The sequence below is a fragment of the Streptomyces sp. cg40 genome, from assembly GCF_050320165.1.
Taxonomy (GTDB): Bacteria; Actinomycetota; Actinomycetes; order Streptomycetales; family Streptomycetaceae; genus Streptomyces; species Streptomyces hokutonensis.
Map to the genome: position 1 here is coordinate 7,973,423 of NZ_CP190128.1, position 26,193 is coordinate 7,999,615.

Here is a 26,193-nt window from a genome sequence, read left to right on the forward strand (position 1 = left end):
TTCCGTTTCGAGTTCCGCCGGGTGTGCCCGGCGTTGTCCACAGCCCCGCCGCGCTGTCACTCCGCGCCAGTAGGGTGTGAAACATGGCCGATCCCTCCAGCTACCGCCCCAGGCCGGGAGAGATCCCGGACTCGCCCGGGGTCTACAAGTTCCGCGACGAGCACCGCCGGGTGATCTACGTCGGAAAGGCGAAGAGCCTGCGCCAGCGCCTGGCGAACTACTTCCAGGACCTGGCCGGACTCCACCCGCGCACGCGCACGATGGTCACCACGGCCGCGTCGGTGGAGTGGACGGTCGTGTCCACGGAGGTCGAGGCACTTCAGCTGGAGTACTCCTGGATCAAGGAGTTCGACCCCCGGTTCAACGTCAAGTACCGCGACGACAAGAGCTACCCGTACCTCGCGGTGACGATGAACGAGGAGTACCCGCGCGTGCAGGTGATGCGCGGTCACAAGAAGAAGGGCGTCCGCTACTTCGGGCCGTACGGACACGCGTGGGCGATCCGCGACACCGTGGACCTCCTGCTGCGCGTGTTCCCCGTCCGCACCTGCTCGGCAGGCGTCTTCAAGAACGCAGCCCGCACCGGCCGCCCCTGTCTGCTCGGCTACATCGGCAAGTGCTCGGCGCCCTGTGTCGGCCGCGTCTCCGAGGAAGAACACCGCGAACTGGCCGAGGAGTTCAGCGACTTCATGGCCGGCCGCACCGGCACGTACATCCGCCGCCTGGAGCAGCGGATGACGGAGGCGGCCGAGGAGATGGAGTACGAGCGGGCGGCCCGGCTGCGCGACGACATCGAGGCCCTGCGCAAGGCCATGGAGAAGAGCGCGGTCGTCCTCGCCGACGCCACCGACGCCGACCTGATCGCGGTCGCCGAGGACGAGCTGGAGGCGGCCGTCCAGATCTTCCACGTCCGCGGCGGACGCGTCCGCGGCCAGCGCGGCTGGGTCACCGACAAGGTCGAGGACGTCACCACCGCGGCCCTCGTCGAACACGCCCTCCAGCAGCTCTACGGCGAAGAGACCGGGGACTCCGTCCCCAAGGAGGTCCTCGTCCCGGCGCTGCCCGACCCGGTGGAGCCGGTCCAGCAGTGGCTGACGGACCGGCGTGGTTCGAACGTGTCGCTGCGCATCCCGCAGCGCGGCGACAAGAAGTCCCTCATGGAGACCGTCGCGCGCAACGCGCAGCAGTCGCTGATCCTCCACAAGACCAAGCGCGCCTCCGACCTCACCACCCGCTCGCGCGCCCTGGAGGAGATCTCCGAGGCTCTCGACCTGGACAGTGCCCCCCTGAGGATCGAGTGCTACGACATCTCGCACCTCCAGGGGGACGACGTCGTGGCGTCGATGGTCGTCTTCGAGGACGGGCTCTCCCGCAAGAGCGAGTACCGCCGCTTCCAGATCAAGGGCTTCGAGGGCCAGGACGACGTCCGCTCCATGCACGAGGTGATCACCCGCCGCTTCCGGCGCTATCTCGCCGAGAAGGAGAAGACGGGGGAGTGGGCCGACGGCGACGAGCTCAAGGACGAGGAGGGCCGCCCCAAGCGGTTCGCCTACCCGCCGCAGCTCGTCGTGGTCGACGGCGGTCAGCCGCAGGTCGCCGCCGCCAAGAAGGCCCTCGACGAGCTCGGCATCGACGACATCGCCGTGTGCGGTCTCGCCAAGCGCCTGGAGGAGGTCTGGCTGCCCGACGAGGACGACCCGGTGGTGCTGCCCCGCACCAGCGAGGGCCTCTACCTCCTCCAGCGCGTCCGCGACGAGGCCCACCGCTTCGCGATCACCTACCAGCGCGCCAAACGCGCCAAGCGGTTCCGGGCGAGCCCCCTGGACGACGTTCCCGGACTCGGCGAGGCCCGCAAGCAGGCGCTGATCAAGCACTTCGGTTCGGTGAAGAAGCTGCGATCCGCGACAATCGACCAGATCTGCGAGGTTCCCGGCATAGGTCGCAAGACCGCCGAGACCATCGCGGTGGCCCTCGCCCAGGCGGCCCCGGCCGCGCCCGCCGTGAACACGGCGACTGGAGAGATCATGGATGACATGGAAGACGGTGCGCCCGGGACGACGGCGGGTGTGCCGGGGGAGCCCGTACCCGCGGGCGCCCCGGACGAGCGACGGGGGCAGGAGACATGAGCGAACAAGAGAAGCAGCCCACAGCGGACCGAGATCGGACGCACAAGGAACCGGGCGAGGATCAGGCTTCGCAGCAAGAGGTCCAGGACGACGGAGCACAGGTGAGCACGGACAGCACGACAGCCGGCGGGGTGCCCGAGGCGGCCATCCCCGAGCTGGTGATCATCTCCGGCATGTCCGGGGCCGGGCGGTCCACGGCCGCCAAGTGTCTGGAGGACCTCGGCTGGTTCGTCGTGGACAACCTCCCGCCCGCCCTGATCCCCACCATGGTGGAGCTCGGCGCCCGCTCCCAGGGCAACGTGGCACGGATCGCGGTCGTCGTCGACGTCCGCGGCCGGCGCTTCTTCGACAACCTCCGCGAGTCCCTCGCCGACCTGGAGTCGAAGAACGTCACCCGGCGGATCGTCTTCCTGGAGTCCTCCGACGACGCCCTGGTGCGCCGCTTCGAGTCGGTGCGCCGCCCGCACCCCCTCCAGGGCGACGGCCGCATCGTCGACGGCATCGACGCCGAGCGCGAGCTGCTGCGCGAACTGCGCGGCGACGCCGACCTCGTCATCGACACCTCCAGCCTCAACGTCCACGAACTGCGCGCCAAGATGGACGCCCAGTTCGCCGGCGAGGAGGAGCCCGAACTGCGGGCCACCGTCATGTCCTTCGGCTTCAAGTACGGCCTCCCGGTCGACGCCGACCTCGTCGCCGACATGCGCTTTTTGCCCAACCCGCACTGGATCCCGGAGCTGCGCCCCTTCAACGGCCTCAACGAAGAGGTCTCGGCGTACGTCTTCAACCAGCCCGGCGCCAAGGAGTTCCTCGACCGGTACGCCGAGCTGCTGCGCCTCATCGCGGCCGGCTACCGCCGCGAGGGCAAGCGGTACGTGACGATCGCGATCGGCTGCACCGGCGGCAAGCACCGCTCGGTCGCCACGGCGGAGAAGCTCGCCGCGCGGCTCGTGGCCGAGGGCGTCGAGACGGTGGTCGTACACCGGGACATGGGACGGGAATGACGGGACGTAGCCCACGGCTGGGCAGGCTGCGCCGCGTGGTGCCCGAAGGACGTACGACCAGGCCCGTGGAGGCCCGCGGCGGCAAGCCGCGCCGGCGGGGCACCCAGCCCAAGGTGGTCGCCCTCGGCGGCGGGATGGGCCTGTCCGCCTCGCTCACCGCACTGCGCCGGATCACCGGCGACCTCACCGCCGTCGTCACCGTGGCCGACGACGGAGGCTCCAGCGGACGCCTGCGCGACGAACTCGGCGTGCTGCCCCCGGGCGACCTGCGCAAGGCGCTGGCCGCGCTGTGCGGCGACGACGACTGGGGCCAGACCTGGGCCCGGGTCATCCAGCACCGCTTCCAGTCCAAGGGCGACCTGCACGAGCACGCGGTCGGCAATCTGCTGATCGTCGCCCTGTGGGAGCAGCTCGGGGACCATGTGCAGGCCCTCGACCTGGTCGGCAAGCTGCTCGGCGCGCACGGGCGCGTGCTGCCCATGTCCGCCGTACCGCTGGAGCTCCAGGCCCTGGTCAAGGGGCACGATCCGGCGCGGCCCGACGACGTCGACACCGTGCGGGGGCAGGCGACCGTGGCGCTGACGCCCGGCGAGGTGCAGTCCGTGCACCTCGTGCCGCACGACCCGCCCGCCGTGCCGGAAGCCGTCGCCGCCGTGCTCGACGCGGACTGGGTGGTGCTCGGTCCCGGCTCCTGGTTCTCGTCGGTGATCCCGCATCTGCTGGTGCCGGAACTGCTCGATGCGCTCACCGAGACGAAGGCGCGCCGGGTACTCTCCCTGAACCTCGCTCCGCAGCCCGGAGAAACCGATGGCTTCTCCCCGCAGCGTCATTTGGAGGTTTTGGGACGACACGCCCCTAAACTCGCCCTGGACGTGGTGCTGGCCGACGAGGCCGCCGTGCCCGATCGCGCGTCGCTCACCGAAGCCGCCAAGCGGCTGGACGCCGCGGTCGAGCTGGCGCCGGTGGCCCGGACCGACGGAACTCCAAGGCACGACCCGGAGCTGTTGGCCGCCGCGTACGACCGTATTTTTCGGATGCATGGAAGGATCGGCCCATGGCGATGACGGCAGCGGTGAAGGATGAGATCTCCCGGCTCCCCGTCACCCGGACCTGCTGCAGGAAGGCGGAGGTCTCCGCCATTCTGCGGTTCGCCGGAGGCCTCCACCTGGTGAGCGGGCGCATCGTGATCGAGGCGGAGCTGGACACCGCGATGGCGGCGCGCCGGCTCAAGCGGGACATCCTGGAGATCTTCGGCCACAGCTCCGAACTGATCGTGATGGCGCCCGGGGGCCTCCGCCGCGGCTCCCGTTACGTCGTCCGGGTGGTCGCGGGCGGCGATCAGCTGGCCCGGCAGACAGGGCTCGTGGACGGCCGCGGACGCCCCATCCGGGGCCTGCCGCCGCAGGTGGTCTCCGGGGCGACCTGTGACGCCGAGGCGGCCTGGCGCGGCGCGTTCCTGGCCCACGGCTCGCTGACCGAGCCCGGCCGGTCCTCCTCCCTGGAGGTGACCTGCCCGGGTCCCGAGGCCGCGCTCGCGCTGGTCGGCGCCGCCCGCCGGCTGTCGATCGCGGCGAAGGCCCGCGAGGTGCGCGGGGTCGACCGGGTGGTCGTCCGTGACGGAGACGCGATCGGCGCCCTGCTCACCCGGCTCGGCGCGCACGAGTCGGTGCTGGCCTGGGAGGAGCGCCGGATGCGCCGCGAGGTGCGCGCCACGGCGAACCGTCTCGCCAACTTCGACGACGCCAACCTGCGCCGTTCGGCCCGCGCGGCCGTCGCCGCCGGCGCCCGGGTGCAGCGCGCGCTGGAGATCCTCGCCGACGAGGTCCCCGAGCATCTCGCCGCCGCCGGCCGGCTCCGCATGGACCACAAGCAGGCCTCCCTGGAGGAGCTGGGCGCGCTCGCCGACCCGCCGCTCACCAAGGACGCCGTGGCCGGCCGTATCCGCCGCCTGCTGGCGATGGCCGACAAGCGGGCCCAGGACCTCGGCATCCCGGGCACGGAGTCCAGCATCACCGAGGAGATGGCCGACAACATGGTCGGCTGACGAGCCGTAGGAGCCGTAGGAGCCGAGAAGCGTGACACTTCCGAGAGAGGTGTCACGCTTTTTCGGATGGGGTGTCCCCGCCCTCCCCGGTCTCGCGGACCGTACGCCGCCGGTTCAACACGCCGGTACGGACGCCTCGTTGGACCCCCACCCGGCGTTTGACCGTAGCGATGCGCCCCCTTGACTCGATCATGAAGTGTCATGAGCCTGGCAACTGTTCGCTGCTGTGGCGGACACGTGCTAGGGGGATTCATGAGACACAGAGCGAGATCGATCCTCGCTGTCGGTGCACTCCTGATCGCCGGGGCGAGCATCGCCCCCATCGCTCAGGCGCAGGGCGGGAGTTCCACGAAGAGCGACCCCGACGAGGTCAAGGTCTTCCACGCCGACGTCACCCAGAAGCAGATACCCCTGCTCCTGAAGGCCGGGCAGGACGCGCACGAGCTCGGCGACAACCAGTTCTCGGCCGCCGGCAAGACCTCCGTAGAGGTCTACCTGACCGACCAGCAGGCCCAGAAGCTGGAGAAGCAGGGCGTCGACCTCACCGAGCACACCCTCTCGGCGAAGGCCGAGACGCGCGTCGAGGACGCGGCCCAGGGCGTGTTCCGGCCGTACAGCGGAAGCGGCGGCCTGAAGGAGGAGATCGTCAAGACCGGGCAGGCCAACCCCGGTCTCACCAAGGTCGAGTCCATCGGCAGGACGATCAACGGCCAGGACATCCTCGCGCTCAAACTGACCAAGAACGCGAAGAAGACCAAGGACGGCTCCAAGCCCTCGGTGCTGTACGTGTCCAACCAGCACGCGCGCGAGTGGATCACACCGGAAATGACCCGCCGGCTGATGCACTACTACCTGGACAACTACAAGACCGACAAGCGCATCCAGAAGATCGTCGACTCCACGGAACTGTGGTTCGTGCTCTCCGCCAACCCGGACGGCTACGACTACACCTTCAAGGACTCCGACACCCGCCTGTGGCGCAAGAACCTGCGGGACGTCAACGGCGACGGCACCATCTCCACCGGCGACGGCGTCGACCTCAACCGCAACTTCGCCTACAAGTGGGGCTACGACGACGAGGGTTCGTCCCCGAACCCGACGAGTGAGACCTACCGCGGCACGGCCCCCGCCTCCGAGCCCGAGACGCAGGCACTCGACAGCTTCGAGAAGCGGATCGGCTTCACCTACGGCATCAACTACCACTCCGCCGCCGAACTCCTCCTCTACGGAGTCGGCTGGCAGGTCGCGACGCCCACCCCGGACGACGTGCTCTACAAGGCGCTCGCGGGCACGCCCGACAACCCGGCGATCCCCGGCTACCACTCGCAGGTCTCCTCGGAGCTGTACACGACCAACGGCGAGGCGGACGGCCACGCGTCGAACGTCAACGGCATGTCGATGTTCACCCCCGAGATGTCGACCTGCCAGACCGCGTCGAACATCGACCCCAACGACGCCTGGAACGCGGCCGACTGCCAGTCCGTCTTCAACTTCCCCGACGACGAGAAGCTGATCCAGGACGAGTTCGCGAAGAACATCCCCTTCGCGCTCTCCGTCGCCGAGACGGCCGTCCACCCCGACCAGCCGAAGTCGTCCGTCGGCCTCAGCGCCGCCGACTTCACCCCGGCCGGCTTCCCGACGTCGTACGCCCGCGGCGCCGACCAGACGGTCTCCGTCGTCGTACGGAAGTCCGTGCGCGACAAGGAGCTCAAGTACCGCGTGAACGGCGGCCGTACGCAGGACGCGGCGCTCAGGCCCTGGAAGGGCGGCCAGACCTACGGCGGGGACGACAACCTGTACTTCGACGAGTACCGGGCCAAGGTCAGGGGCGGTGACCCGGGCGACAAGGTCGAGGTGTGGTTCACCGGCAGGACGAAGGCCGGGAAGCCCACCTCCAGCGCCCACTTCACGTACACGGTGGCCAAGCTGCCCTCGGCCGACACCCTTGTCGTCGCCGAGGAGGGCGCCGCGGCCACCCAGGCGCAGGCCTACGTCGACGCGCTGAAGGCGAACGGCCGTAAGCCACTCGTCTGGGACGTCGCCACCCAGGGCGCGCCCGACGCGCTCGCCGTGCTCGACCACTTCAAGACCGTCGTCCACTACTCCGGCGCGGCCGGACCGGGCAACGACGCCCAGCTCCAGCTGCGCGCCTTCCTCAACGAGGGCGGCAAGCTGATCGAGGCCGGCGAACAGGCCGGCGGCTCCGTCGCCCTCGCCGACGGCACCCCCTCGAACGACTTCAGCCAGTACTACCTGGGCGCCTACTCGCGTACGTCCACCCCCGGGGCCACCGGCTTCACCGGCTCCGGCAAGCTCGACGGCTTCACCGGAGCGCTCAGCGGCGCGCCCGGCAACCCGCTGGACCGGGCGGGCACCTACAGCGTCACCTCCGACTCGCTGTCGCCCGCCAAGTACCCGCAGTTCGCGAGCGCGGGGGCGGGCAAGTTCGCCGGGACCGTCAACCCGTACGGGCCCTACGCGGGTTCGTACATGGCGGCGGCCGTCCACACCGACGACGCCTACAAGCGCCTCACCCGGACCATCGACCTCACCGGGGTGACCGCGGCCGACAAGCCCACGCTGCGCAGCGAGTTGCTGTGGGACACCGAGCCGGGCTACGACCACGCCGTCGTCGAGATCCACACCACCGGGGCCGACGACTGGACCACGCTCCCGGAGGTCGGCGGCGCCACCAGCACCGCCGTACCGACGGAGTGCGAGGCCGGCTTCCTGGTCGCCGAGCACCCCTGGCTCAAGCACTACCTGACGGTCGCGAGCAGCGGCTGCACCGCGACCGGCACCACCGGCTCGTGGAACAGCCTCACCGGCGCGTCCAACGGCTGGCAGCAGGTCGGCTTCGACCTGAGCGCCTACGCGGGCAAGTCCGTGGAGGTCTCGCTCAGTTACATCACCGACCCGGGCACCGGCGGCCACGGCGTCCTCGCCGACGACACCTCGCTCGTCCTGGACGGCACGGCGACCCAGACCGAGGGCTTCGAGACCTCCCTCGGCGCCTGGACCGTGACCGGCCCGCCCGCCGGCAGCCCCGCGGTCCTGAACGACTGGACCCGCACCGGAGCCCTCTTCCAGACGTACGGCGCGGTCACCACCGACCGGACCGTACTGCTGGGCTTCGGCCTGGAGCAGGTCACCTCGGCCGCCGACCGCGCGGCCCTGCTCAAGAAGGCACTGGCGGCTCTGAAGAGCTGACTCGGTGTGACGATGTCATGAACATCCAGGGCGGTCCGTACCCCTACTGGCGGGTACGGACCGCCCTGCGGTGTATGGGGCATCTCGATGTCACCACGGAGGGCTCAGGGAGGTAGGGTCGTAGGCGGTCGGGGACATCCCATACAACTCGCCGGCACTGAGCCGGCGTACCAACGAGGAGATCGGTTCGTGACGATCCGCGTAGGCATCAACGGCTTTGGCCGCATCGGTCGTAACTACTTCCGCGCGCTGCTGGAGCAGGGTGCTGACATCGAGATCGTGGCTGTCAACGACCTGGGTGACACCGCGACCACCGCTCACCTTCTGAAGTACGACACCATCCTGGGCCGCCTCAAGGCCGAGGTGTCGCACACCGCCGACACGATCACCGTCGACGGACACACCATCAAGGTGCTGTCCGAGCGCAACCCCGCGGACATCCCGTGGGGCGAGCTGGGCGTCGACATCGTCATCGAGTCGACCGGCATCTTCACGAAGAAGGCCGACGCCGAGAAGCACATCGCCGGCGGCGCCAAGAAGGTCCTCATCTCGGCTCCGGCCAAGGACGAGGACATCACCATCGTGATGGGCGTCAACCAGGACAAGTACGACGCGGCCCAGCACCACGTCATCTCGAACGCCTCCTGCACCACCAACTGTGTGGCGCCGATGGCCAAGGTTCTCGACGAGAACTTCGGCATCGTCAAGGGCCTGATGACGACGGTCCACGCGTACACCAACGACCAGCGCATCCTGGACTTCCCGCACTCGGACCTGCGCCGCGCCCGCGCCGCCGCCGAGAACATCATCCCGACCACCACCGGTGCCGCCAAGGCCACCGCCCTGGTCCTCCCGCAGCTCAAGGGCAAGCTCGACGGCATCGCGATGCGCGTCCCGGTCCCGACCGGCTCCGCCACCGACCTCGTCGTCACGCTGGCCCGCGAGACCACCAAGGACGAGGTCAACGCCGCGTTCAAGAAGGCTTCCGAGGACGGCGACCTCAAGGGCTACCTGTCGTACACCGAGGACCCGATCGTCTCCTCGGACATCGTCAGCGACCCGGCCTCCTGCACCTTCGACTCCTCCCTGACCATGGTCCAGGAGGGCAACACGGTGAAGATCCTCGGCTGGTACGACAACGAGTGGGGCTACTCCAACCGCCTCGTCGACCTCACGGTCTTCGTCGGCGGCCAGCTCTAGTTCCCAGAGCAGGCACCTCGATGTGAGCCAGGGCTCGGGCAGCGCACGCCGCGCTGTCCGAGCCCTGCGCTGCGTGGTGATCGATCGGCCACTACGTAGTGATCGATCAGCCCTCTCGGATCCGAAGAGCCCGAAGAGCTTGAAGAGCCTTCCCTAGGAGCCCCATTCATGAAGACGATCGACGAACTTCTCGCCGAAGGCGTGGACGGCAAGCGGGTCTTCGTCCGCGCCGACCTGAACGTCCCGCTGGCCGACGGCCTCATCACCGACGACGGCCGCATCCGCGCCGTCCTGCCCACCGTCAAGGCCCTCGTCGAGGCCGGCGCCAAGGTGATCGTGGCCTCGCACCTGGGCCGCCCCAAGGGCGCCCCGGACCCGGCCTTCTCCCTGCTCCAGCCCGCCGAGCGGCTCGCCGAACTCCTCGGCGCGCCGGTCGCGTTCGCCCAGGACACCGTCGGCCCCGCCGCCCACGACGCGGTACGCGGCCTGGAGCCCGGCCAGGTCGCGGTCATCGAGAACCTGCGCTTCAACGCGGGCGAGACCGCCAAGGACGACACCGAGCGCGGCGAGTTCGCCGACCAGCTCGCCGCCCTGGCCGACGTCTACGTAGGAGACGGTTTCGGTGCCGTGCACCGCAAGCACGCCTCCGTGTACGACCTCCCGGCCCGCCTGCCGCACTACGCCGGCTACCTCATCGCCACCGAGGTCGGCGTCCTGAAGAAGCTCACCGAGGACGTCAAGCGGCCCTACGTCGTCGCCCTCGGCGGCTCCAAGGTCTCCGACAAGCTCGCCGTCATCGACCAGCTCCTCGGCAAGGCCGACCGGCTGCTCATCGGCGGCGGCATGGCCTTCACCTTCCTCAAGGCCAAGGGCTACGAGATCGGCGCCTCCCTGGTCCAGGACGACCAGCTGCCCGCCGTCACCGAGTACGTCGAGCGCGCCGAGAAGAACGGCGTCGAACTGATCGTCCCCGTCGACGTCGTGGCCGCCACCGTCTTCCCGGACCTGAAGACGAAGGCCCCGTCCCACCCCGTCACCGTCGCCGCGGACGCCATCCCGGCCGACCACATGGGTCTCGACATCGGTCCCGAGACCGGTGCCCTGTACGCCTCGAAGCTCGCCGACGCGGCCACCATCTTCTGGAACGGCCCGATGGGCGTCTTCGAGCACCCCGACTACGCCGAGGGCACCAAGGCGGTCGCCCAGGCCCTCGTCGACTCCCAGGCCTTCACCGTCGTCGGCGGTGGCGACTCCGCCGCCGCCGTCCGGATCCTGGGCTTCGACGAGACGGCATTCGGACACATCTCGACCGGCGGCGGCGCCTCCCTCGAATACCTCGAGGGCAAGACGCTCCCCGGCCTCGCCGCACTGGAGGACTGACCCTGATGAGCACGCGCACGCCGATCATGGCGGGCAACTGGAAGATGAACCTCAACCACCTCGAGGCCATCGCCCACGTCCAGAAGCTCGCCTTCGCCCTCGCGGACAAGGACTACGAGGCCGTCGAGGTCGCCGTCCTGCCGCCCTTCACCGACCTGCGCTCCGTGCAGACCCTGGTCGACGGCGACAAGCTCAAGATCAAGTACGGCGCCCAGGACATCTCGGCGCACGACTCCGGCGCCTACACCGGCGAGATCTCCGGAGCGATGCTGGCCAAGCTGAAGTGCACGTACGTGGCCATCGGCCACTCCGAGCGCCGCCAGTACCACGCCGAGACCGACGAGATCGTCAACACCAAGGTCAAGGCCGCCTACAAGCACGGCCTCACCCCGATCCTGTGCGTCGGCGAGGAACTGGAGATCCGCGAGGTGGGCAACCACGTCGCCCACACGCTCTCCCAGGTCGAGGGCGGCCTCAAGGACGTCCCGGCCGAGCAGGCCGAGACCGTCGTCATCGCCTACGAGCCCGTCTGGGCCATCGGCACCGGCAAGGTCTGCGGCGCCGACGACGCCCAGGAGGTCTGCCAGGCCATCCGCGGCAAGCTCGCCGAGCTGTACACCCAGGAGCTGGCCGACCAGGTCCGCATCCAGTACGGCGGCTCCGTCAAGTCCGGCAACGTCGCCGAGATCATGGCCAAGCCCGACGTCGACGGCGCCCTGGTCGGCGGTGCCTCCCTGGACGCCGACGAGTTCGTCAAGATCGTGCGCTTCCGCGACCAGTGAGACCGTGAGTAGGCCTTAGCGACGATCCGTCGTACCCTTGCGGGGACATGGCTCCACGGCCGTGTCCCCGTCGTCCGTCCGAATCCGAGGAAGTTGGTCCAGCCGTGGTTTTGGGGTTCTCGATCGCCCTGATCGTCTTCAGCCTGCTGCTGATGCTGCTGGTGCTGATGCACAAGGGGAAGGGCGGCGGTCTCTCCGACATGTTCGGTGGCGGCATGGCGTCGTCCGTCGGTGGTTCTTCGGTCGCCGAGCGCAACCTCGACCGCATCACCGTCGTGCTCGGTCTGCTCTGGTTCGCCTGCATCGTCGTGCTCGGTCTGCTGATGAAGACCAACTGACCGCACGTTCCTTCGCACATTCCGTACGTAAGGCCCCATGTTCGGTACGCGCAGCTGAGCGCGGCCTATCATGGGGCTTGCGTCTAGGTGTAGGGGCTGTAACTCCAACCACTGGACGCGCGTTGGGCCTTACGTAGACTGAGGCGCTCGCAACGGAGCGAAACGCCGACTCGCTTCGCGGCACCATCACGCAGGGAGTTACGACCGTGGCAAGTGGCAACGCGATCCGTGGAAGCCGGGTCGGGGCGGGGCCGATGGGCGAGGCCGAGCGTGGCGAGTCCGCGCCCCGGCTGCGCATCTCCTTCTGGTGCTCCAACGGGCACGAGACGCAGCCCAGCTTCGCCAGCGACGCGCAGGTCCCCGACACCTGGGACTGCCCCCGCTGCGGCTTTCCCGCCGGACAGGACCGGGACAACCCGCCGGACCCGCCGCGCACCGAGCCCTACAAGACGCACCTCGCGTATGTACGGGAGCGGCGCAGCGACGCGGACGGCGAGGCGATCCTCGCCGAGGCACTCGCCAAACTGCGGGGAGAAATCTAGGAGTTGAACCGGCCGGACGCCCACAAGGTGTCTGGCCGGAGCTGTTTCCCACCCCCGGCGTCCGGCCGCCTCCGGACCCATTGTCAGTGGCACCCTCTACGGTTTGTGCATCGGCGAATCGTGAGGGGGAGCAGTGACGACGGTCGAGGTGACGGGCAGTCATGTGCCCGCGTGGCGCGGGGGGTTCGGGCGGCTGTGGAGCGCCGCCGTGATCTCCCGGTTCGGGGACGCGCTGCGCGGTGCCGCCCTGCCGCTGCTCGCCGTCTCGCTCACCGACCGGCCCCTGCTCATCGCCTCCGTGACCGCCTGCGGCTATCTGCCCTGGATCGTCTTCGGACTGCTCGGCGGCGCGGTCGCCGACCGGGTGGACCAGCGGCGCGCGATGTGGACGGTGGACGCGGTCCGCGCCCTGCTCGTCGCCGCCTTCGCCGCGGCCGTCGCGTTCGGCCACGCCTCGATCCTCCTGCTCATCGCGCTGGCCTTCGCGCTGACCACCCTCCAGACCCTCTTCGACAACGCCGCCACGGCCCTGCTGCCGGCCCTCGTCGACCGCGCGGCGCTCGGCAGCGCCAACGCCCGGCTGATGACCGGCCAGCAGATCGCGGGCGGCCTGCTGGGAGCGCCCGTGGTGCCCCTGCTGATCGCCGCCGGGGCGGCGGTCCCCTTCGCGGCCGACGCGGGGACCTTCCTCCTCGCCGCCGCGCTGGTCGCCTCCCTGCGGACCGGCGCACCCGAGCGGGCGCCGAGACCGGCGGGCGGCACCCTGCGCGGGGAGATCGCCGAAGGGCTGCGCACCCTGTGGCGCGACCGGCCCCTGCGTGGGCTGTGCGCCGCGACGGCCCTGTGCAACATCGGCATGGGAGCCCTGATCGCCACCCTGGTCGTCCTGGTGACCGGCTGGCTGCACGCGGGCACCGCCGGATACGCGGCGGCGACCACCGCGTACACCGTCGGCGGCCTCGCCGGGGGAGTGCTGAACCGCCGGATCACGGCCCGGCTCGGCCCGCTGCGGAGCGTGCTGCTCGCGGGCCTCGTACAGATCGGCGCGCTCGTCATGATGGGCTCCGTACGCAGCCTCACCGCCCTGGTGGCGTCCCTCGCGGTCTTCGGCTTCATGGGGATGCTGTGGAACGTCAACACGACCACGCTGATGCAGCAGCGCGCCCCCGCCGACATGCTGGGCCGGGTCAGCTCCGCCTTCCGCACCCTGGCCGTCGCCGGAGCCCCGCTGGGCGCCCTCCTCGGCGGCCTCACCGCCACGGCCTGGGGACTGAACACACCCGCCCTGCTCACCGCCGCCTTCTTCGTCCTGTCGGTCATCGCACTGATACCTGGGGTCAAGCCGGACGTACCTGTTGTTGCCCCGCACGACGGCGCGACGACGGCTCACGCCACGGGCTGATCAATTAGGTTGGAACCGGCCCCCAGGTCGGTAGGAAAGAAGGCTGAAGTCGCAATGAACGCAGACGGCCGTACCAGGCTCAACCAGACGCCCGAGTGGACCGCACTGGCCAAGCACCGTGAGGAGCTCGGCGAGGTGCAGCTGAGGGAGCTGTTCGCCGCCGATCCCGGACGCGGCACCGGCTACACGCTCCGGGTCGGTGACCTGCACCTCGACTACTCGAAGCACCTCGTCACCGACGAGACCCTGCGGCTGCTGCACGCGCTGGCCGCCGCCACGGACGTGTTCGGGCTCCGGGACGCCATGTTCCGCGGCGAGAAGATCAACGTGACGGAGGACCGCGCGGTCCTGCACACCGCGCTGCGCGCCCCGCGGGACGCCGTCATCGAGGTCGACGGCGAGAACGTCGTCCCGGCCGTGCACGCGGTCCTCGACAAGATGGCCGGCTTCGCCGACCGTGTCCGCTCCGGCGAGTGGACCGGGCACACCGGCAAGCGCATCAAGAACATCGTCAACATCGGCATCGGCGGCTCCGACCTCGGCCCGGCGATGGCGTACGAGGTGCTGCGTAGCTTCACCGACCGCGATCTGACGGTCCGCTTCGTGTCGAACGTGGACGGCGCCGACCTGCACGAGGCGACCCGCGACCTCGACCCGGCCGAGACGCTGTTCATCATCGCGTCGAAGACCTTCACCACCATCGAGACGATCACCAACGCGACCTCCGCCCGCGACTGGCTGCTCACCGAGCTGAAGGCCGGTCAGGACGCCGTCGCGAAGCACTTCGTGGCGCTGTCGACCAACGCCGGGAAGGTGTCGGACTTCGGTATCGACACGGCCAACATGTTCGAGTTCTGGGACTGGGTCGGCGGGCGGTACTCGTACGACTCGGCGATCGGGCTGTCGCTGATGATCGCCATCGGGCCGGACCGCTTCCGGGAGATGCTCGACGGTTTCCACCTCGTCGACGAGCACTTCCGCACCGCGCCCACCGAGTCCAACGTGCCTTTGCTGCTTGGCCTGTTGGGCGTCTGGTACGGCAACTTCCACGACGCGCAGTCGCACGCGGTTCTGCCGTACAGCCACTACCTCTCCAAGTTCACCGCCTACTTGCAGCAGTTGGACATGGAGTCCAACGGCAAGTCGGTGGACCGGGACGGGAATCCGGTGGAGTGGCAGACAGGCCCCGTGGTGTGGGGCACCCCGGGGACCAATGGCCAGCACGCGTACTACCAACTCATCCACCAGGGCACGAAGTTGATCCCGGCGGACTTCATCGGCTTCGCCGAGCCGGTGGCCGAGCTGAGCGACGGGCTGAAGGCGCAGCACGACCTGCTGATGGCCAACTTCTTCGCGCAGACGCAGGCGTTGGCGTTCGGCAAGACGCCCGACGAGGTGCGCGCGGAGGGTGTGGCGGAGGAGCTGGTCCCGCACAAGACGTTCAAGGGCAACCACCCCACGACCACCATCCTGGCCCGCGAGCTGACCCCCTCCGTGCTCGGCCAGCTCATCGCGCTCTACGAGCACAAGGTGTTCGTGCAGGGCGCGGTCTGGAACATCGACTCCTTCGACCAGTGGGGCGTCGAGCTGGGCAAGGTCCTCGCCAAGCGCGTCGAACCCGCCCTCACCCAAGGCGCCGACGTACCTGGCCTGGACGCGTCGACGACGGCCCTGGTCGCCAAGTACCGCGAGCTGCGCGGGCGTTGAGACACGGAAGAGCCCGTACGAGCGAAGTCGTACGGGCTCTTCAGCAGCACGCAGGCGTCAGGGCGAAGCCGGCGGATACAGCGCGCGGGGCAGCTGTGAGGCCGCCGCCGCGTCCAGCAGCCACAGGGTGCGGGAGCGGCCCTGGGCACCGGCGGCCGGTGCCTGGATCTCGCCCGCGCCGGAGAGCGCGATGGCCGCGGCCTCCGCCTTGTCCGCGCCCGCCGCGAGCAGCCACACCTCACGGGCGGAGCGGATGGCCGGCAGGGTGAGAGTGACCCGGGTCGGCGGCGGCTTGGGCGCGCCGTGCACACCGACGACCGTGCGCTCGGTCTCCCGTACGGCGGGCAGCTCCGGGAAGAGCGACGCCACATGGGTGTCAGGGCCGACGCCGAGCATCAGGACGTCGAAGGTCGGCACGGAACCATGGTTCTCGGGACCGGCGGACCGGGCGAGTTCCTCGGCGTAACCGGCCGCCGCCGCGTCTACGTCGGCGCCGTAGAGACCGTCGGACGCGGGCATGGCGTGCACGCGCTTCGGGTCCAGCGGCACCGCGTCGAGCAGCGCCTCACGGGCCTGGGTGACATTGCGCTCCGGGTCGCCCTCGGGCAGGAACCGCTCGTCCCCCCACCACAGGTCGAGGCGGCCCCAGTCGATGGCGTCCCGGGCGGGCTGTCCCGCCAGGGCCGCCAGCAGACCGTTGCCGTTGCGACCGCCGGTGAGCACGATCGAGGCGTAGCCGCGCGAGGCCTGCGCGTCCACGATCTTCGTGATCAGCCGGGCCGCGGCGGCCTGGGCCATCAGTTCCTTGTCGCGGTGGACGACGAGCTGGGGAGTGCTCACTGCGGATCAGCCTTCTTGCTTCTTGACCGGGGGCATCTTCGCGGGGGTCGGCCGGTCGGCGTCACCCTGGCCCGCGGAAGCCGGACCGGAGGCCGAAGCCGAACCCGACGCGGCAGCCGACCCCGAACCCGACGCAGCAGCCGGAGCCGACGCGGGCGCCGCCTCCGGTACCCCGCGCACCGGCAGCGCCGGCGCAGGCTGGTCGGCGGCCGCCTCGGCCCGCTCCGCCGCCGACTGGATCCCGCCGAGTCGGTCCACGCCGAACCGCAGCGCGGACGCGTAGGTGTCGTCCGGGTCGAGCCGGCGCAGTTCCTCCGCGAGCAGCTCGGAGGTCTCGCGGCGCTTGAGCGCCACCGCGCGGTCCGGCTGGCCGGGCAGGGCCAGCGTGGCCATCGCCCCGTCCGACCGGTGCAGCGTGATGGGACCGCCGGTCGTCTCCAGGCGGACCTGGGTCAGACCGGGACCGGCCGAGACCGCCCGCCGGACATGCACGTGGAGCCGGTCGGCGAGCCACATCGCGAGCAGTTCGACGCTCGGGTTGGACTCCTCGCCCGCCACCTCGACGGAGACGATCTCCGAATCGACCTGGTCGAGCGCGGCGGCCAGCATCGAACGCCACGGCGTGATCCGGGCCCAGGCCAGGTCGGTGTCGCCCGGCTCGTAGCTCTCGGCGCGGGACCGCAGCTCCTCGACGGGCTTCTCCGCCGCGTAGCTGTCGGTGACCCGGCGCTGGCTCAGGGCGCCCAGCGGGTCGTTGGCCGGGTCGCGCGGCGCGTCCACCGACCACCAGACGACCACCGGCGCGTCCGGCAGCAGCAGCGGCAGCACCACGGACTGGGCGTGGTCGGAGACCTCGCCGTACAGCCGCAGGACGACCGTCTCGCCGCTGCCCGCGTCCGTGCCCACCCGTACCTCGGCGTCGAGGCGGGACTGGGTGCGGTCCCGGGGCGAGCGCGAGACGCGCTTGATGACGACGAGCGTGCGCGAGGGGTGCTCGCGCGACGCGTCGTTGGCGGCCTTCAGGGCGTCGTAGGCGTTCTCCTCGTCCGTGACGACGACGAGGGTGAGCACCATGCCGACGGCCGGGGTGCCGATGGCGCGGCGGGCCTTCACCAGCCCCTTGTTGATCTTGCTGGCAGTGGTGTCGGTGAGGTCTATCTTCATGGCCGGCGCCAGCTCCGTCCCTCTCGTGCGAGCATTTCGTCGGCCTCGACCGGACCCCAGGTGCCGGACTGGTACTGCGCGGGCCTGCCGTGCTTGTCCCAGTACCGCTCGATCGGGTCGAGGATCTTCCAGGACAGCTCGACCTCCTCGGTGCGCGGGAAGAGGTTCGAGTCGCCCAGGAGAACGTCGAGGATGAGCCGCTCGTACGCCTCGGGGCTCGACTCCGTGAACGACTCGCCGTAGGCGAAGTCCATGGAGACGTCCCGGATCTCCATCGAGGTGCCGGGGACCTTGGAGCCGAAGCGGACCGTGACGCCCTCGTCGGGCTGGACGCGGAAGACGATCGCGTTCTGGCCCAGCTCCTCCGTCGCCGTCTGGTCGAAGGGGGAGTGCGGGGCGCGCTGGAAGACGACCGCGATCTCGGTGACGCGGCGGCCCAGGCGCTTGCCGGTGCGCAGGTAGAAGGGGACGCCCGCCCAGCGGCGGTTGTCGACCTCGACCTTGATGGCCGCGTAGGTGTCGGTCTTCGACTGCGGGTCGATGCCGTCTTCCTGGAGGTAGCCGACGGCCTTCTCGCCGCCCTGCCAGCCCTCGGCGTACTGCCCGCGGACCGTGTTCTTGCCCAGGTCCTTCGGCAGCCGTACCGCGCCGAGCACCTTCTCCTTCTCGGCGGCCAGCGCGTCGGCGGAGAAGGAGGAGGGCTCCTCCATCGCGGTCAGCGCCATCAGCTGGAGCAGGTGGTTCTGGATGACGTCACGGGCGGCGCCGATGCCGTCGTAGTAGCCGGCCCGGCCGCCGATGCCGATGTCCTCGGCCATGGTGATCTGCACGTGGTCCACGAAGGACCGGTTCCAGATCGGCTCGAACATCGTGTTGGCGAAGCGGAGCGCCAGGATGTTCTGGACGGTCTCCTTGCCGAGGTAGTGGTCGATGCGGAAGACCTGGTCGGCGGCGAACACCTCGTGCACGACCCTGTTGAGGTCCTCGGCCGACTTGAGGTCGTGGCCGAAGGGCTTCTCGATGACCGCGCGGCGCCAGGAGCCCTTGTCCTGGTCGGCGAGACCGTGCTTCTTCAGCTGCTGGATGACGACCGGGAAGGAGCGCGGCGGCACCGACAGGTAGAAGGCGAAGTTGCCGCCCGTGCCCTGCGCCTTGTCCAGTTCGTCGATCGTGTCGCGGAGCCGCTCGAACGCGTCGTCGTCGTCGAAGGTGCCCTGGACGAAGCGCATCCCCTGGACGAGCTGCTGCCAGACCTCCTCACGGAACGGCGTACGGGAGTGCTCCTTGACCGCGTCGTGGACCTCCTGCGCGAAGTCCTCGTGGGCCCACTCGCGCCGGGCGAAGCCGACGAGCGAGAAACCCGGCGGCAGCAGACCACGGTTGGCGAGGTCGTACACGGCGGGCATCAGCTTTTTGCGTGACAAATCGCCTGTGACGCCGAAGATGACCAGGCCCGACGGCCCCGCGATACGCGGGAGCCGTCGGTCGGCGGGGTCACGCAGCGGGTTGCTGCTCGACAAGGTTTCAGCCCTCCGAGGGGGCGAGGCGCGAAAGCTCCGCCTCGGTCGACTTGAGCAGGTCGGTCCAGGCCGCCTCGAACTTCTCGACGCCCTCGTCCTCCAGCAGCTGCACGACCTCGTCGTACGAGATCCCGAGCGCCTCCACGGCGTCGAGCTCGGCGCGCGACTGCTCGTACGTGCCGGCGATGGTGTTGCCGGTGATCTGACCGTGGTCCTCGGTGGCCTCAAGGGTCGCCTCGGGCATGGTGTTCACCGTGTTCGGCGCCACCAGGTCGTCCACGTACAGGGTGTCCTTGTACGCCTTGTCCTTGACACCGGTCGAGGCCCACAGCGGACGCTGCTTGTTGGCCTGCGCCTTGTCGAGGGCCAGCCAGCGGTCGGAGGAGAAGACCTCCTCGTACGCCTGGTAGGCGAGCCGCGCGTTGGCGAGACCGGCCTTGCCGCGGGCCGCCTTCGCCGCGTCGGTGCCCAGCGCGTCGATCCGCTTGTCGATCTCGGTGTCCACGCGGGACACGAAGAAGGACGCCACCGAGTGGATCTTCGAGAGGTCCAGGCCGCGCTCCTTGGCCTTCTCCAGGCCGGTGATGAACGCGTCCATGACCTCGCGGTAGCGCTCCAGCGAGAAGATCAGCGTGACGTTGACGCTGATGCCCAGACCGATGGTCTCGGCGATCGCCGGGAGACCCGCCCTGGTTGCCGGGATCTTGATGAGCGTGTTGGGACGGTCCACCAGCCAGGCCAGCTGCTTGGCCTCGGCGATGGTCGCCGCCGTGTTGTGCGCCAGGCGCGGGTCGACCTCGATCGACACGCGGCCGTCCTGGCCGCCGCTCGCGTCGAAGACCGGGCGCAGGATGTCGGCGGCGTCACGGACGTCCGCCGTCGTGATCATGCGGATCGCCTCTTCGACGGTGACCTTGCGGGCGGCGAGGTCGGTGAGCTGCTGCTCGTAACCGTCGCCCGACGAGATGGCCTTCTGGAAGATCGACGGGTTGGTGGTGACGCCCACGACGTGCTGCTGGTCGATCAGTTCGGCGAGGTTGCCGGACGTGATCCGCTTGCGCGACAGGTCGTCCAGCCAGATCGCGACGCCTTCTTCAGAGAGGCGCTTGAGTGCGTCTGTCATGGAAAATGCATCTCCTACGTGTCGTTTGTCAGCGTCAGCTCTGGGCGGCGGCGATGGATTCCCGGGCCTTCTCAGCCACGTTCTCGGCAGTGAAGCCGAACTCCTGGAAGAGCACCTTGCCGTCGGCGGAAGCCCCGAAGTGCTCCAGGGAAACGATGCGACCGGCGTCCCCGACGAAGCGGTACCAGGTCAGACCGATCCCGGCCTCGACCGCGACCCGCGCCTTGACCGACGGCGGCAGCACGCTGTCGCGGTACTCCTTGTCCTGCGCGTCGAACCACTCCACACAGGGCATGGACACGACCCGCGTCGGAACGCCGGAGGCCTCCAGCTGCTCGCGCGCCTCGACGGCCAGGTGCACCTCGGAACCGGTACCGATGAGGATCACCTCGGGCGTACCCGTGGACGCCTCGAACAGGACGTAACCACCCTTGGCGGTGCCCTCGTTGGCCTCGTACGTCGGCACACCCTGGCGGGTCAGCGCGAAGCCGTGCGGGGCGCCCTCGCCGTAGACCTTGGTGTAGCGGCGCAGGACCTCGCGCCAGGCGATCGCGGTCTCGTTGGCGTCGGCCGGGCGGATCACGTTCAGGCCCGGGATGGCGCGCAGCGAGGCAAGGTGCTCGACCGGCTGGTGCGTGGGGCCGTCCTCGCCGAGGCCGATGGAGTCGTGCGTCCACACGTACGTCACCGGTACGTGCATCAGCGCGGAGAGACGGACCGCGTTGCGCATGTAGTCGGAGAAGACGAGGAACGTACCGCCGTAGACACGTGTGTTGCCGTGCAGCGTGATGCCGTTCATCTCCGCGGCCATGGAGTGCTCGCGGATACCGAAGTGGATCGTGCGGCCGTACGGGTTCGCCTCGGGCAGCGGGTTGTCCGCCGGGAGGAACGACGAGGTCTTGTCGATCGTCGTGTTGTTCGAGCCCGCGAGGTCGGCCGAGCCGCCCCACAGCTCCGGGATGACCGCGCCGAGCGCCTGGAGCACCTTGCCGGACGCGGCACGGGTGGCGACACCCTTGCCCGCCTCGAACACCGGGAGCTTGTCCTCCCAGCCGGCCGGCAGCTCACCCGCGGAGATGCGGTCGTACTCGGCGGCGCGCTCCGGGTTGTTGGTGCGCCACTCCTGGTACGAGGGCTCCCACGCGGCCTTCGCCTCGCGGCCCCGCTCCAGCGCCTGACGGGTGTGCTTGAGGACGTCGTCGGAGACGTCGAAGGACTTCTCCGGGTCGAAGCCGAGGACGCGCTTGGTGGCCGCGACCTCGTCGGCGCCGAGCGCCGAGCCGTGCGCGGCCTCGGTGTTCTGCGCGTTCGGCGCGGGCCAGGCGATGATCGAGCGCATCGCGATGAACGACGGCTTGTTCGTCACCTTCTTCGCGGCCTCGATCGCGTTGTAGATGGCGTGCGGGTCCAGGTCGCCGTCCGGCTTCGGGGCGACGCGCTGGACGTGCCAGCCGTAGGCCTCGTAGCGCTTGACGGTGTCCTCGGAGACCGCGGTCTCGGTGTCGCCCTCGATGGAGATGTGGTTGTCGTCCCACAGGAGGATGAGGTTGCCGAGCTCCTGGTGGCCGGCGAGCGAGGACGCCTCCCCGGAGATGCCCTCCTGGAGACAGCCGTCACCGGCGATCGCGAAGATGTAGTGGTCGAACGGGGACTCGCCCTGCGGGGCGTCCGGGTCGAACAGACCGCGCTCGTAGCGGGCGGCCATGGCCATGCCCACCGCGTTGGCGACACCCTGGCCCAGCGGGCCGGTCGTCGTCTCCACTCCGGTGGTGTGGCCGTACTCGGGGTGACCCGGAGTCTTGGAGCCCCAGGTGCGGAACGCTTCCAGGTCGGCCAGCTCAAGGCCGAAACCGGCCAGATAGAGCTGCGTGTAGAGGGTCAGGGACGAGTGGCCGGCGGACAGCACGAACCGGTCGCGCCCCACCCAGTCGGCGTCGGCGGGGTCGTGCCGCATCACCTTCTGGAAGAGGGTGTAGGCGGCGGGCGCGAGGCTCATGGCCGTACCGGGATGGCCGTTACCGACCTTCTGTACGGCATCGGCGGCCAGGACGCGGGCGGTGTCCACGGCCCGCTGGTCCAACTCGGTCCACTCGAGGTCTGTGGTGGTCGGCTTGGTGCTCACCCTGAGTCAGGGCTCCTCTCCACATGTCACACATGTCGGATGCCGGTGCACTTGGCGCCCACCGGCCGTTGTCGAGCCTACCCCCGTAAGAACGTGCATTTTTTCGAGTCATTCCAGACTGCCGGGACTCTCGGGGATCCGCCTCCCGACTGGCCCGTTTCGTATTCGGCAACTGAATACGGAGGTGCTCGTTCGAGTGCTCAACAGAGTGCTGATCAGCTCTTCCGGGGGTGCTGCCCAACACGACCCCACCCCCGCGAATGTCCGGGTCTGGGCAACGTCTACAGTGGCGTGGTACGCGCGAGCCTTTACGGGGAGTTCACACCCCGAGGCTTGCTGGGATGTCTCTGTCAGGGGTGTGCGTGACGGCCGTTGAATCCCGTCCAGCGGGGATTGTCGGGGCGAGTCAGAGCCCGAGCCGGCGGCCGATCGGGGCCCGGGTCATGGCGTTCGTGGCGCTGACCAAGCCGCGGATCATCGAGCTGCTGCTGATCACCACCGTTCCGGTGATGTTCCTGGCCCAGCAGGGTGTGCCCGACCTCAAGCTGGTCCTTCTCACCTGCCTCGGCGGCTATCTCTCCGCCGGTGGCGCGAACGCGCTCAACATGTACATCGACCGCGACATCGACGCGCTCATGGACCGCACCTCGCAGCGCCCTCTCGTCACCGGGATGGTCAGCCCCCGCGAGTGCCTCGCCTTCGGCATCACCCTCGCCGTCGTCTCGACACTCCTGTTCGGCCTGACCGTCAACTGGCTGTCCGCGTGGCTGGCGCTCGGAGCGCTCCTCTTCTACGTCGTCGTCTACACGATGATCCTCAAACGACGTACCTCGCAGAACATCGTGTGGGGCGGAATCGCCGGCTGCCTGCCCGTCCTCATCGGCTGGTCGGCCGTGAAGGACTCCATGTCCTGGGCCCCGATCATTCTCTTCCTCGTCATGTTCTTCTGGACGCCGCCGCACTACTGGCCGCTCTCCATGAAGGTCAAGGACGACTACGCGCGCGTGGGCGTGCCGATGCTCCCGGTCGTCGCCTCCAACAAGGTGGTCGCCCGGCAGATCGTGATCTACAGCTGGGTCATGGTCGCGGTCTCCCTGCTCCTCACGCCCCTCGGCTACACCGGCTGGTTCTACACCCTGGTCGCGCTGCTGGCCGGCGGCTTCTGGCTCTGGGAGGCGCACGGCCTCCAGAACCGCGCCAAGGCCGAGGTGACGGGCGGCAAGCTCAAGGAGATGCGGCTCTTCCACTGGTCGATCACCTATGTGTCGATCCTCTTCGTGGCGATCGCGGTCGACCCCTTCCTGCGATAGGCCTGAGGCAGGAGTCACTCCCCCCGCCCGTCGCCGCCCGGTCTACCCGTCGGTAGCATCCTGGCCATGGCAGACACGCAGCAGGTTGACGCGAAGGCCGAGCGCCAGGTGGCCCGCCTCGCCAAGCAGATCGGCACCTTCTCCAAGGCGCACGGCGGGGCCGAGGGCCAGGTCGCGTACATCGGGGAACGCGGCGCCCGCATCGTCCTCGTCGGCGAGGACGGCGGCTGGGGCGACCTGGTGGCGACGTCGTACGAGATCGCCCAGCAGGCCGTGGAGAAGTCCGGCATCACCGTCCACGAGTCCTTCGACGGCGAGTTCGCGGCGAAGGTGACGACCGGGCGGTACGAGTGGAAGCGGATGGCGGGCATCCAGGTGGGCGGCCCGAGCAACGGCTGACGACTGGGCGCCCCCTCACACGGGGTGCGTACGAGCAACACCTCACACCCGGTTCACCCGTTAGGACCTGAGGAGCGCAAGGTCCAGCCATGGGGAGCCCGGATGATCGAAACGCCGTCCCTCGTGGACCAGTACTGCCACGGCGTACTGAGAACGGAGCTGGGCCTCGGCACCTTCGAGGCCCAACTCGCCCGCACCGAGGGCCCACCCGCCCCCGGCACCACCCTCTTCGACACCCAGACCGGATTCGCCGTACGGCGCTGGTGCCCGCCCCTGCTGGGCCTGGAGCCGCACTGTCCGCCCGCCCGCTATCTGGCCCGGCGCCGTGAACTGGGCGTACTGGAAGCGGGTCGCAGGCTGCTGCGCGGCAGTGGCATCACGACGTATCTGATCGACACGGGTCTGCCCGGCGACCTCACCGGCCCCGCCGAGATGGCGACGGCCGGGCAGGCGGACGCGCGGGAGATCGTCCGCCTGGAACTCCTCGCGGAACAGGTCGCCGACACCTCCGGCACCGTCGAGTCCTTCCTCGCCAACCTCGCCGAGTCGGTGCACGGCGCCGCAGCCGGCGCGGTGGCCTTCACGTCCGTGGCGGGCGTACGCCACGGCCTCGCGCTCGCGCCCGAACCCCCCGGCCCGGGCGAGGTCCGGGGCGCGGCGGGCCGCTGGCTGGCGGGCCGCAGGGTCGGCGGCGCGCTGAGCGATCCCGTACTCCTACGACACCTGCTGTGGATCGCCGTGGCGTCCGGGCTGCCCCTCCAACTCCACGCGGGACTCGGCGAACCGGGCCTGCGGATCGACCGCACCGACCCCGTCCTGCTCACCGACTTCGTGCGCGCGACGGCCGGGCTCGGCACCGACCTCGTGCTGCTGCACAGCTACCCGTACCACCGGCACGCGGCCCATCTCGCGGGCGTCTTCCCGCACGTCTACGCCGACTCCGGTGCCGCCCTCGTCCGCACCGGAGCCCGGGCCGCGACCGTGCTCGCCGAGATCCTGGAGCTGGCCCCCTTCGGGAAGATCCTGTTCTCCAGCGGGGCCCACGGGCTGCCCGAACTGCATGTGGTGGGCGCCCGGTTGTTCCGCGAGGCGCTCGGGCGGGTGCTCGGGAACTGGGTCGCCGAGGGGGCCTGGTCGCCGGCCGACGCGCAGCGGGTCGCGGGAATGATCGCGGTCGGCAACGCCAAACGGGTGTACGGGCTGGAGTGAGCTGTACAGACTGGGTCAATGCCGACCGACGCGTTGCTCGACCGCTTCCTGAACGAACTGGCCCCCCTGAAGCCCCTCGCCGTGTGGGCCCACGGTTCGCTCGCCGGGGGCGACTACCAGGAGGGGCGCAGCGACCTGGACCTGATAGCCATCGTGGACCATCCCCTCAAGCCGAGCACCGCCCGCCAACTCGTCGCCCTGCACCGGGGGTTGCGCACCGCCCCCCTCGCGACCCACCTGCACTGCAGCTACCTCGCCCCCGGCACCCAGGACGCCCCGAACCAGCGCCACCTGACCTGGGCCCACGATCACGTCACCCGCCGTCCGGTCACGCCCGTGACCCGGCGTGAACTGCACGACTTCGGGCGGGTGTTGCAGGGCGGATCACCGAAGGAACTGCTGCCGGAGGTGACGGACCAGGAGCTGGGCGAGTTCGTCGTACGCGACCAGCGGGAGTTCTGGCGGCCCGCTGTCGACAAGGCGCACCTCTGGCACCAGGACATCTGGGTCGACCTGGGCCTGACCACCTTCGCCCGCGCGACCGTCACCCGACGGGAGGGCCGCCTGATCACCAAGCGCGAGGCCCTCGACCTACTGCCCGGCCTCGGGGCCCCGGCGGAGGTCGTGGAGGACGTCGTACGACGGCGTTACGACGATCCGGTACCGTCCTCGGCCCGCTCCGGGGAGGGCGACTGGCCCGACCGCCGGGCGAAGCTGACCCGGGCCTATCTCGGCCCGGCGATCGACGAGTTGGTCACCCGCTACGGGTGA

21 protein-coding genes are annotated in these 26,193 nt (G+C 69.8%); 16 read left to right on the forward strand and 5 right to left on the reverse strand.

Going from position 1 to position 26,193, the window contains the following annotated elements:
- Positions 1 to 83: 83 nt before the first annotated feature.
- From uvrC to pgi, 12 genes are all read left to right on the forward strand, one after another.
- The gene (gene uvrC, locus ACQHII_RS35930) at positions 84 to 2,126 is read left to right on the forward strand and encodes an excinuclease ABC subunit UvrC (protein WP_427923172.1); all 2,043 of its coding nucleotides are present in this window, start codon (positions 84 to 86) and stop codon (positions 2,124 to 2,126) included.
- The gene (rapZ, locus tag ACQHII_RS35935) at positions 2,123 to 3,130 is read left to right on the forward strand and encodes an RNase adapter RapZ (protein ID WP_427923173.1); all 1,008 of its coding nucleotides are present in this window, start codon (positions 2,123 to 2,125) and stop codon (positions 3,128 to 3,130) included. Before uvrC ends, rapZ begins: the two co-directional genes overlap by 4 nt.
- Positions 3,127 to 4,194, forward strand: coding sequence for a gluconeogenesis factor YvcK family protein (locus tag ACQHII_RS35940; protein WP_026178369.1), 1,068 nt, complete (start codon positions 3,127 to 3,129; stop codon positions 4,192 to 4,194). The genes rapZ and ACQHII_RS35940 overlap by 4 nt, the downstream gene beginning before the upstream one ends.
- Positions 4,185 to 5,174: a DNA-binding protein WhiA gene (gene whiA, locus ACQHII_RS35945; protein WP_019067568.1), complete on the forward strand. Its 990-nt coding sequence runs from the start codon at positions 4,185 to 4,187 to the stop codon at positions 5,172 to 5,174. Before ACQHII_RS35940 ends, whiA begins: the two co-directional genes overlap by 10 nt.
- A gap of 252 nt (positions 5,175 to 5,426) precedes the next feature.
- The gene (locus tag ACQHII_RS35950) at positions 5,427 to 8,384 is read left to right on the forward strand and encodes a M14 family zinc carboxypeptidase (RefSeq protein WP_427923174.1); all 2,958 of its coding nucleotides are present in this window, start codon (positions 5,427 to 5,429) and stop codon (positions 8,382 to 8,384) included.
- Between the two features lie 189 nt (positions 8,385 to 8,573).
- The gene (gap, locus tag ACQHII_RS35955) at positions 8,574 to 9,584 is read left to right on the forward strand and encodes a type I glyceraldehyde-3-phosphate dehydrogenase (RefSeq protein WP_427923175.1); all 1,011 of its coding nucleotides are present in this window, start codon (positions 8,574 to 8,576) and stop codon (positions 9,582 to 9,584) included.
- 168 nt (positions 9,585 to 9,752) lie between these two features.
- Complete coding sequence (locus ACQHII_RS35960) at positions 9,753 to 10,964, forward strand: phosphoglycerate kinase (RefSeq protein ID WP_427923176.1); 1,212 nt, start codon at positions 9,753 to 9,755, stop codon at positions 10,962 to 10,964.
- A gap of 5 nt (positions 10,965 to 10,969) precedes the next feature.
- Positions 10,970 to 11,746, forward strand: coding sequence for a triose-phosphate isomerase (gene tpiA / locus ACQHII_RS35965; protein WP_427923177.1), 777 nt, complete (start codon positions 10,970 to 10,972; stop codon positions 11,744 to 11,746).
- A 104-nt stretch (positions 11,747 to 11,850) separates the two neighbouring features.
- Positions 11,851 to 12,084 (forward strand): preprotein translocase subunit SecG, encoded by a 234-nt coding sequence (gene secG, locus ACQHII_RS35970; protein ID WP_078532404.1) that lies wholly within the window; start codon positions 11,851 to 11,853, stop codon positions 12,082 to 12,084.
- Between the two features lie 206 nt (positions 12,085 to 12,290).
- Positions 12,291 to 12,626 (forward strand): RNA polymerase-binding protein RbpA, encoded by a 336-nt coding sequence (locus ACQHII_RS35975; protein WP_003957010.1) that lies wholly within the window; start codon positions 12,291 to 12,293, stop codon positions 12,624 to 12,626.
- A 133-nt stretch (positions 12,627 to 12,759) separates the two neighbouring features.
- Positions 12,760 to 14,028, forward strand: coding sequence for an MFS transporter (locus ACQHII_RS35980; protein WP_427923178.1), 1,269 nt, complete (start codon positions 12,760 to 12,762; stop codon positions 14,026 to 14,028).
- 54 nt (positions 14,029 to 14,082) lie between these two features.
- Positions 14,083 to 15,735: a glucose-6-phosphate isomerase gene (gene pgi / locus ACQHII_RS35985; RefSeq protein ID WP_427923179.1), complete on the forward strand. Its 1,653-nt coding sequence runs from the start codon at positions 14,083 to 14,085 to the stop codon at positions 15,733 to 15,735.
- Between the two features lie 57 nt (positions 15,736 to 15,792).
- Here pgi and pgl read toward each other — a convergent pair whose 3' ends face one another.
- Genes pgl through tkt form a run of 5 tightly spaced genes read right to left on the reverse strand, consistent with a single transcriptional unit; the run spans position 15,793 to position 22,504 of the window.
- Positions 15,793 to 16,575, reverse strand: a complete 783-nt coding sequence (gene pgl / locus ACQHII_RS35990) for a 6-phosphogluconolactonase (RefSeq protein ID WP_427923180.1) — start codon at positions 16,573 to 16,575, stop codon at positions 15,793 to 15,795.
- A gap of 6 nt (positions 16,576 to 16,581) precedes the next feature.
- On the reverse strand, positions 16,582 to 17,739 hold the full coding sequence (gene opcA, locus ACQHII_RS35995) for a glucose-6-phosphate dehydrogenase assembly protein OpcA (RefSeq protein WP_427923181.1): 1,158 nt from the start codon (positions 17,737 to 17,739) through the stop codon (positions 16,582 to 16,584).
- Entirely contained in the window at positions 17,736 to 19,259 is a 1,524-nt protein-coding gene (zwf, locus tag ACQHII_RS36000; protein WP_427923182.1) for a glucose-6-phosphate dehydrogenase, read from the reverse strand. Before zwf ends, opcA begins: the two co-directional genes overlap by 4 nt.
- A gap of 4 nt (positions 19,260 to 19,263) precedes the next feature.
- Positions 19,264 to 20,382, reverse strand: coding sequence for a transaldolase (tal, locus tag ACQHII_RS36005; RefSeq protein WP_427923183.1), 1,119 nt, complete (start codon positions 20,380 to 20,382; stop codon positions 19,264 to 19,266).
- 34 nt (positions 20,383 to 20,416) lie between these two features.
- Entirely contained in the window at positions 20,417 to 22,504 is a 2,088-nt protein-coding gene (tkt, locus tag ACQHII_RS36010) for a transketolase (RefSeq protein ID WP_427923184.1), read from the reverse strand.
- Positions 22,505 to 22,860: 356 nt separating this feature from the next.
- Between tkt and ACQHII_RS36015 the strand changes: the two genes are divergently transcribed.
- The 4 genes from ACQHII_RS36015 (at position 22,861) to ACQHII_RS36030 (ending at position 26,193) form a co-directional block, all read left to right on the forward strand.
- Positions 22,861 to 23,814: a heme o synthase gene (locus ACQHII_RS36015; RefSeq protein ID WP_051105887.1), complete on the forward strand. Its 954-nt coding sequence runs from the start codon at positions 22,861 to 22,863 to the stop codon at positions 23,812 to 23,814.
- 66 nt (positions 23,815 to 23,880) lie between these two features.
- The gene (locus ACQHII_RS36020) at positions 23,881 to 24,213 is read left to right on the forward strand and encodes a hypothetical protein (RefSeq protein ID WP_427923185.1); all 333 of its coding nucleotides are present in this window, start codon (positions 23,881 to 23,883) and stop codon (positions 24,211 to 24,213) included.
- A 102-nt stretch (positions 24,214 to 24,315) separates the two neighbouring features.
- Positions 24,316 to 25,422 carry an amidohydrolase family protein gene (locus ACQHII_RS36025; RefSeq protein WP_427923186.1) on the forward strand — a complete coding sequence of 369 codons (1,107 nt, stop codon included), beginning with the start codon at positions 24,316 to 24,318 and terminating at the stop codon, positions 25,420 to 25,422.
- Positions 25,423 to 25,440: 18 nt separating this feature from the next.
- The gene (locus tag ACQHII_RS36030) at positions 25,441 to 26,193 is read left to right on the forward strand and encodes a nucleotidyltransferase domain-containing protein (RefSeq protein WP_427923187.1); all 753 of its coding nucleotides are present in this window, start codon (positions 25,441 to 25,443) and stop codon (positions 26,191 to 26,193) included.

Bases quoted from the DNA above. Each gene is read 5' to 3' on its own strand.
- tpiA (WP_427923177.1), top strand. From the start codon at position 10,970: ATGAGCACGCGCACGCCGATCATGGCGGGCAACTGGAAGATGAACCTC.
- ACQHII_RS35960 (WP_427923176.1), top strand. From the start codon at position 9,753: ATGAAGACGATCGACGAACTTCTCGCCGAAGGCGTGGACGGCAAGCGG.
- opcA (WP_427923181.1), bottom strand. From the start codon at position 17,739: ATGAAGATAGACCTCACCGACACCACTGCCAGCAAGATCAACAAGGGG.
- ACQHII_RS35950 (WP_427923174.1), top strand. From the start codon at position 5,427: ATGAGACACAGAGCGAGATCGATCCTCGCTGTCGGTGCACTCCTGATC.
- tal (WP_427923183.1), bottom strand. From the start codon at position 20,382: ATGACAGACGCACTCAAGCGCCTCTCTGAAGAAGGCGTCGCGATCTGG.
- ACQHII_RS36025 (WP_427923186.1), top strand. From the start codon at position 24,316: ATGATCGAAACGCCGTCCCTCGTGGACCAGTACTGCCACGGCGTACTG.
- pgi (WP_427923179.1), top strand. From the start codon at position 14,083: ATGAACGCAGACGGCCGTACCAGGCTCAACCAGACGCCCGAGTGGACC.
- uvrC (WP_427923172.1), top strand. From the start codon at position 84: ATGGCCGATCCCTCCAGCTACCGCCCCAGGCCGGGAGAGATCCCGGAC.
- ACQHII_RS35940 (WP_026178369.1), top strand. From the start codon at position 3,127: ATGACGGGACGTAGCCCACGGCTGGGCAGGCTGCGCCGCGTGGTGCCC.
- ACQHII_RS36030 (WP_427923187.1), top strand. From the start codon at position 25,441: ATGCCGACCGACGCGTTGCTCGACCGCTTCCTGAACGAACTGGCCCCC.
- rapZ (WP_427923173.1), top strand. From the start codon at position 2,123: ATGAGCGAACAAGAGAAGCAGCCCACAGCGGACCGAGATCGGACGCAC.
- ACQHII_RS36020 (WP_427923185.1), top strand. From the start codon at position 23,881: ATGGCAGACACGCAGCAGGTTGACGCGAAGGCCGAGCGCCAGGTGGCC.
- whiA (WP_019067568.1), top strand. From the start codon at position 4,185: ATGGCGATGACGGCAGCGGTGAAGGATGAGATCTCCCGGCTCCCCGTC.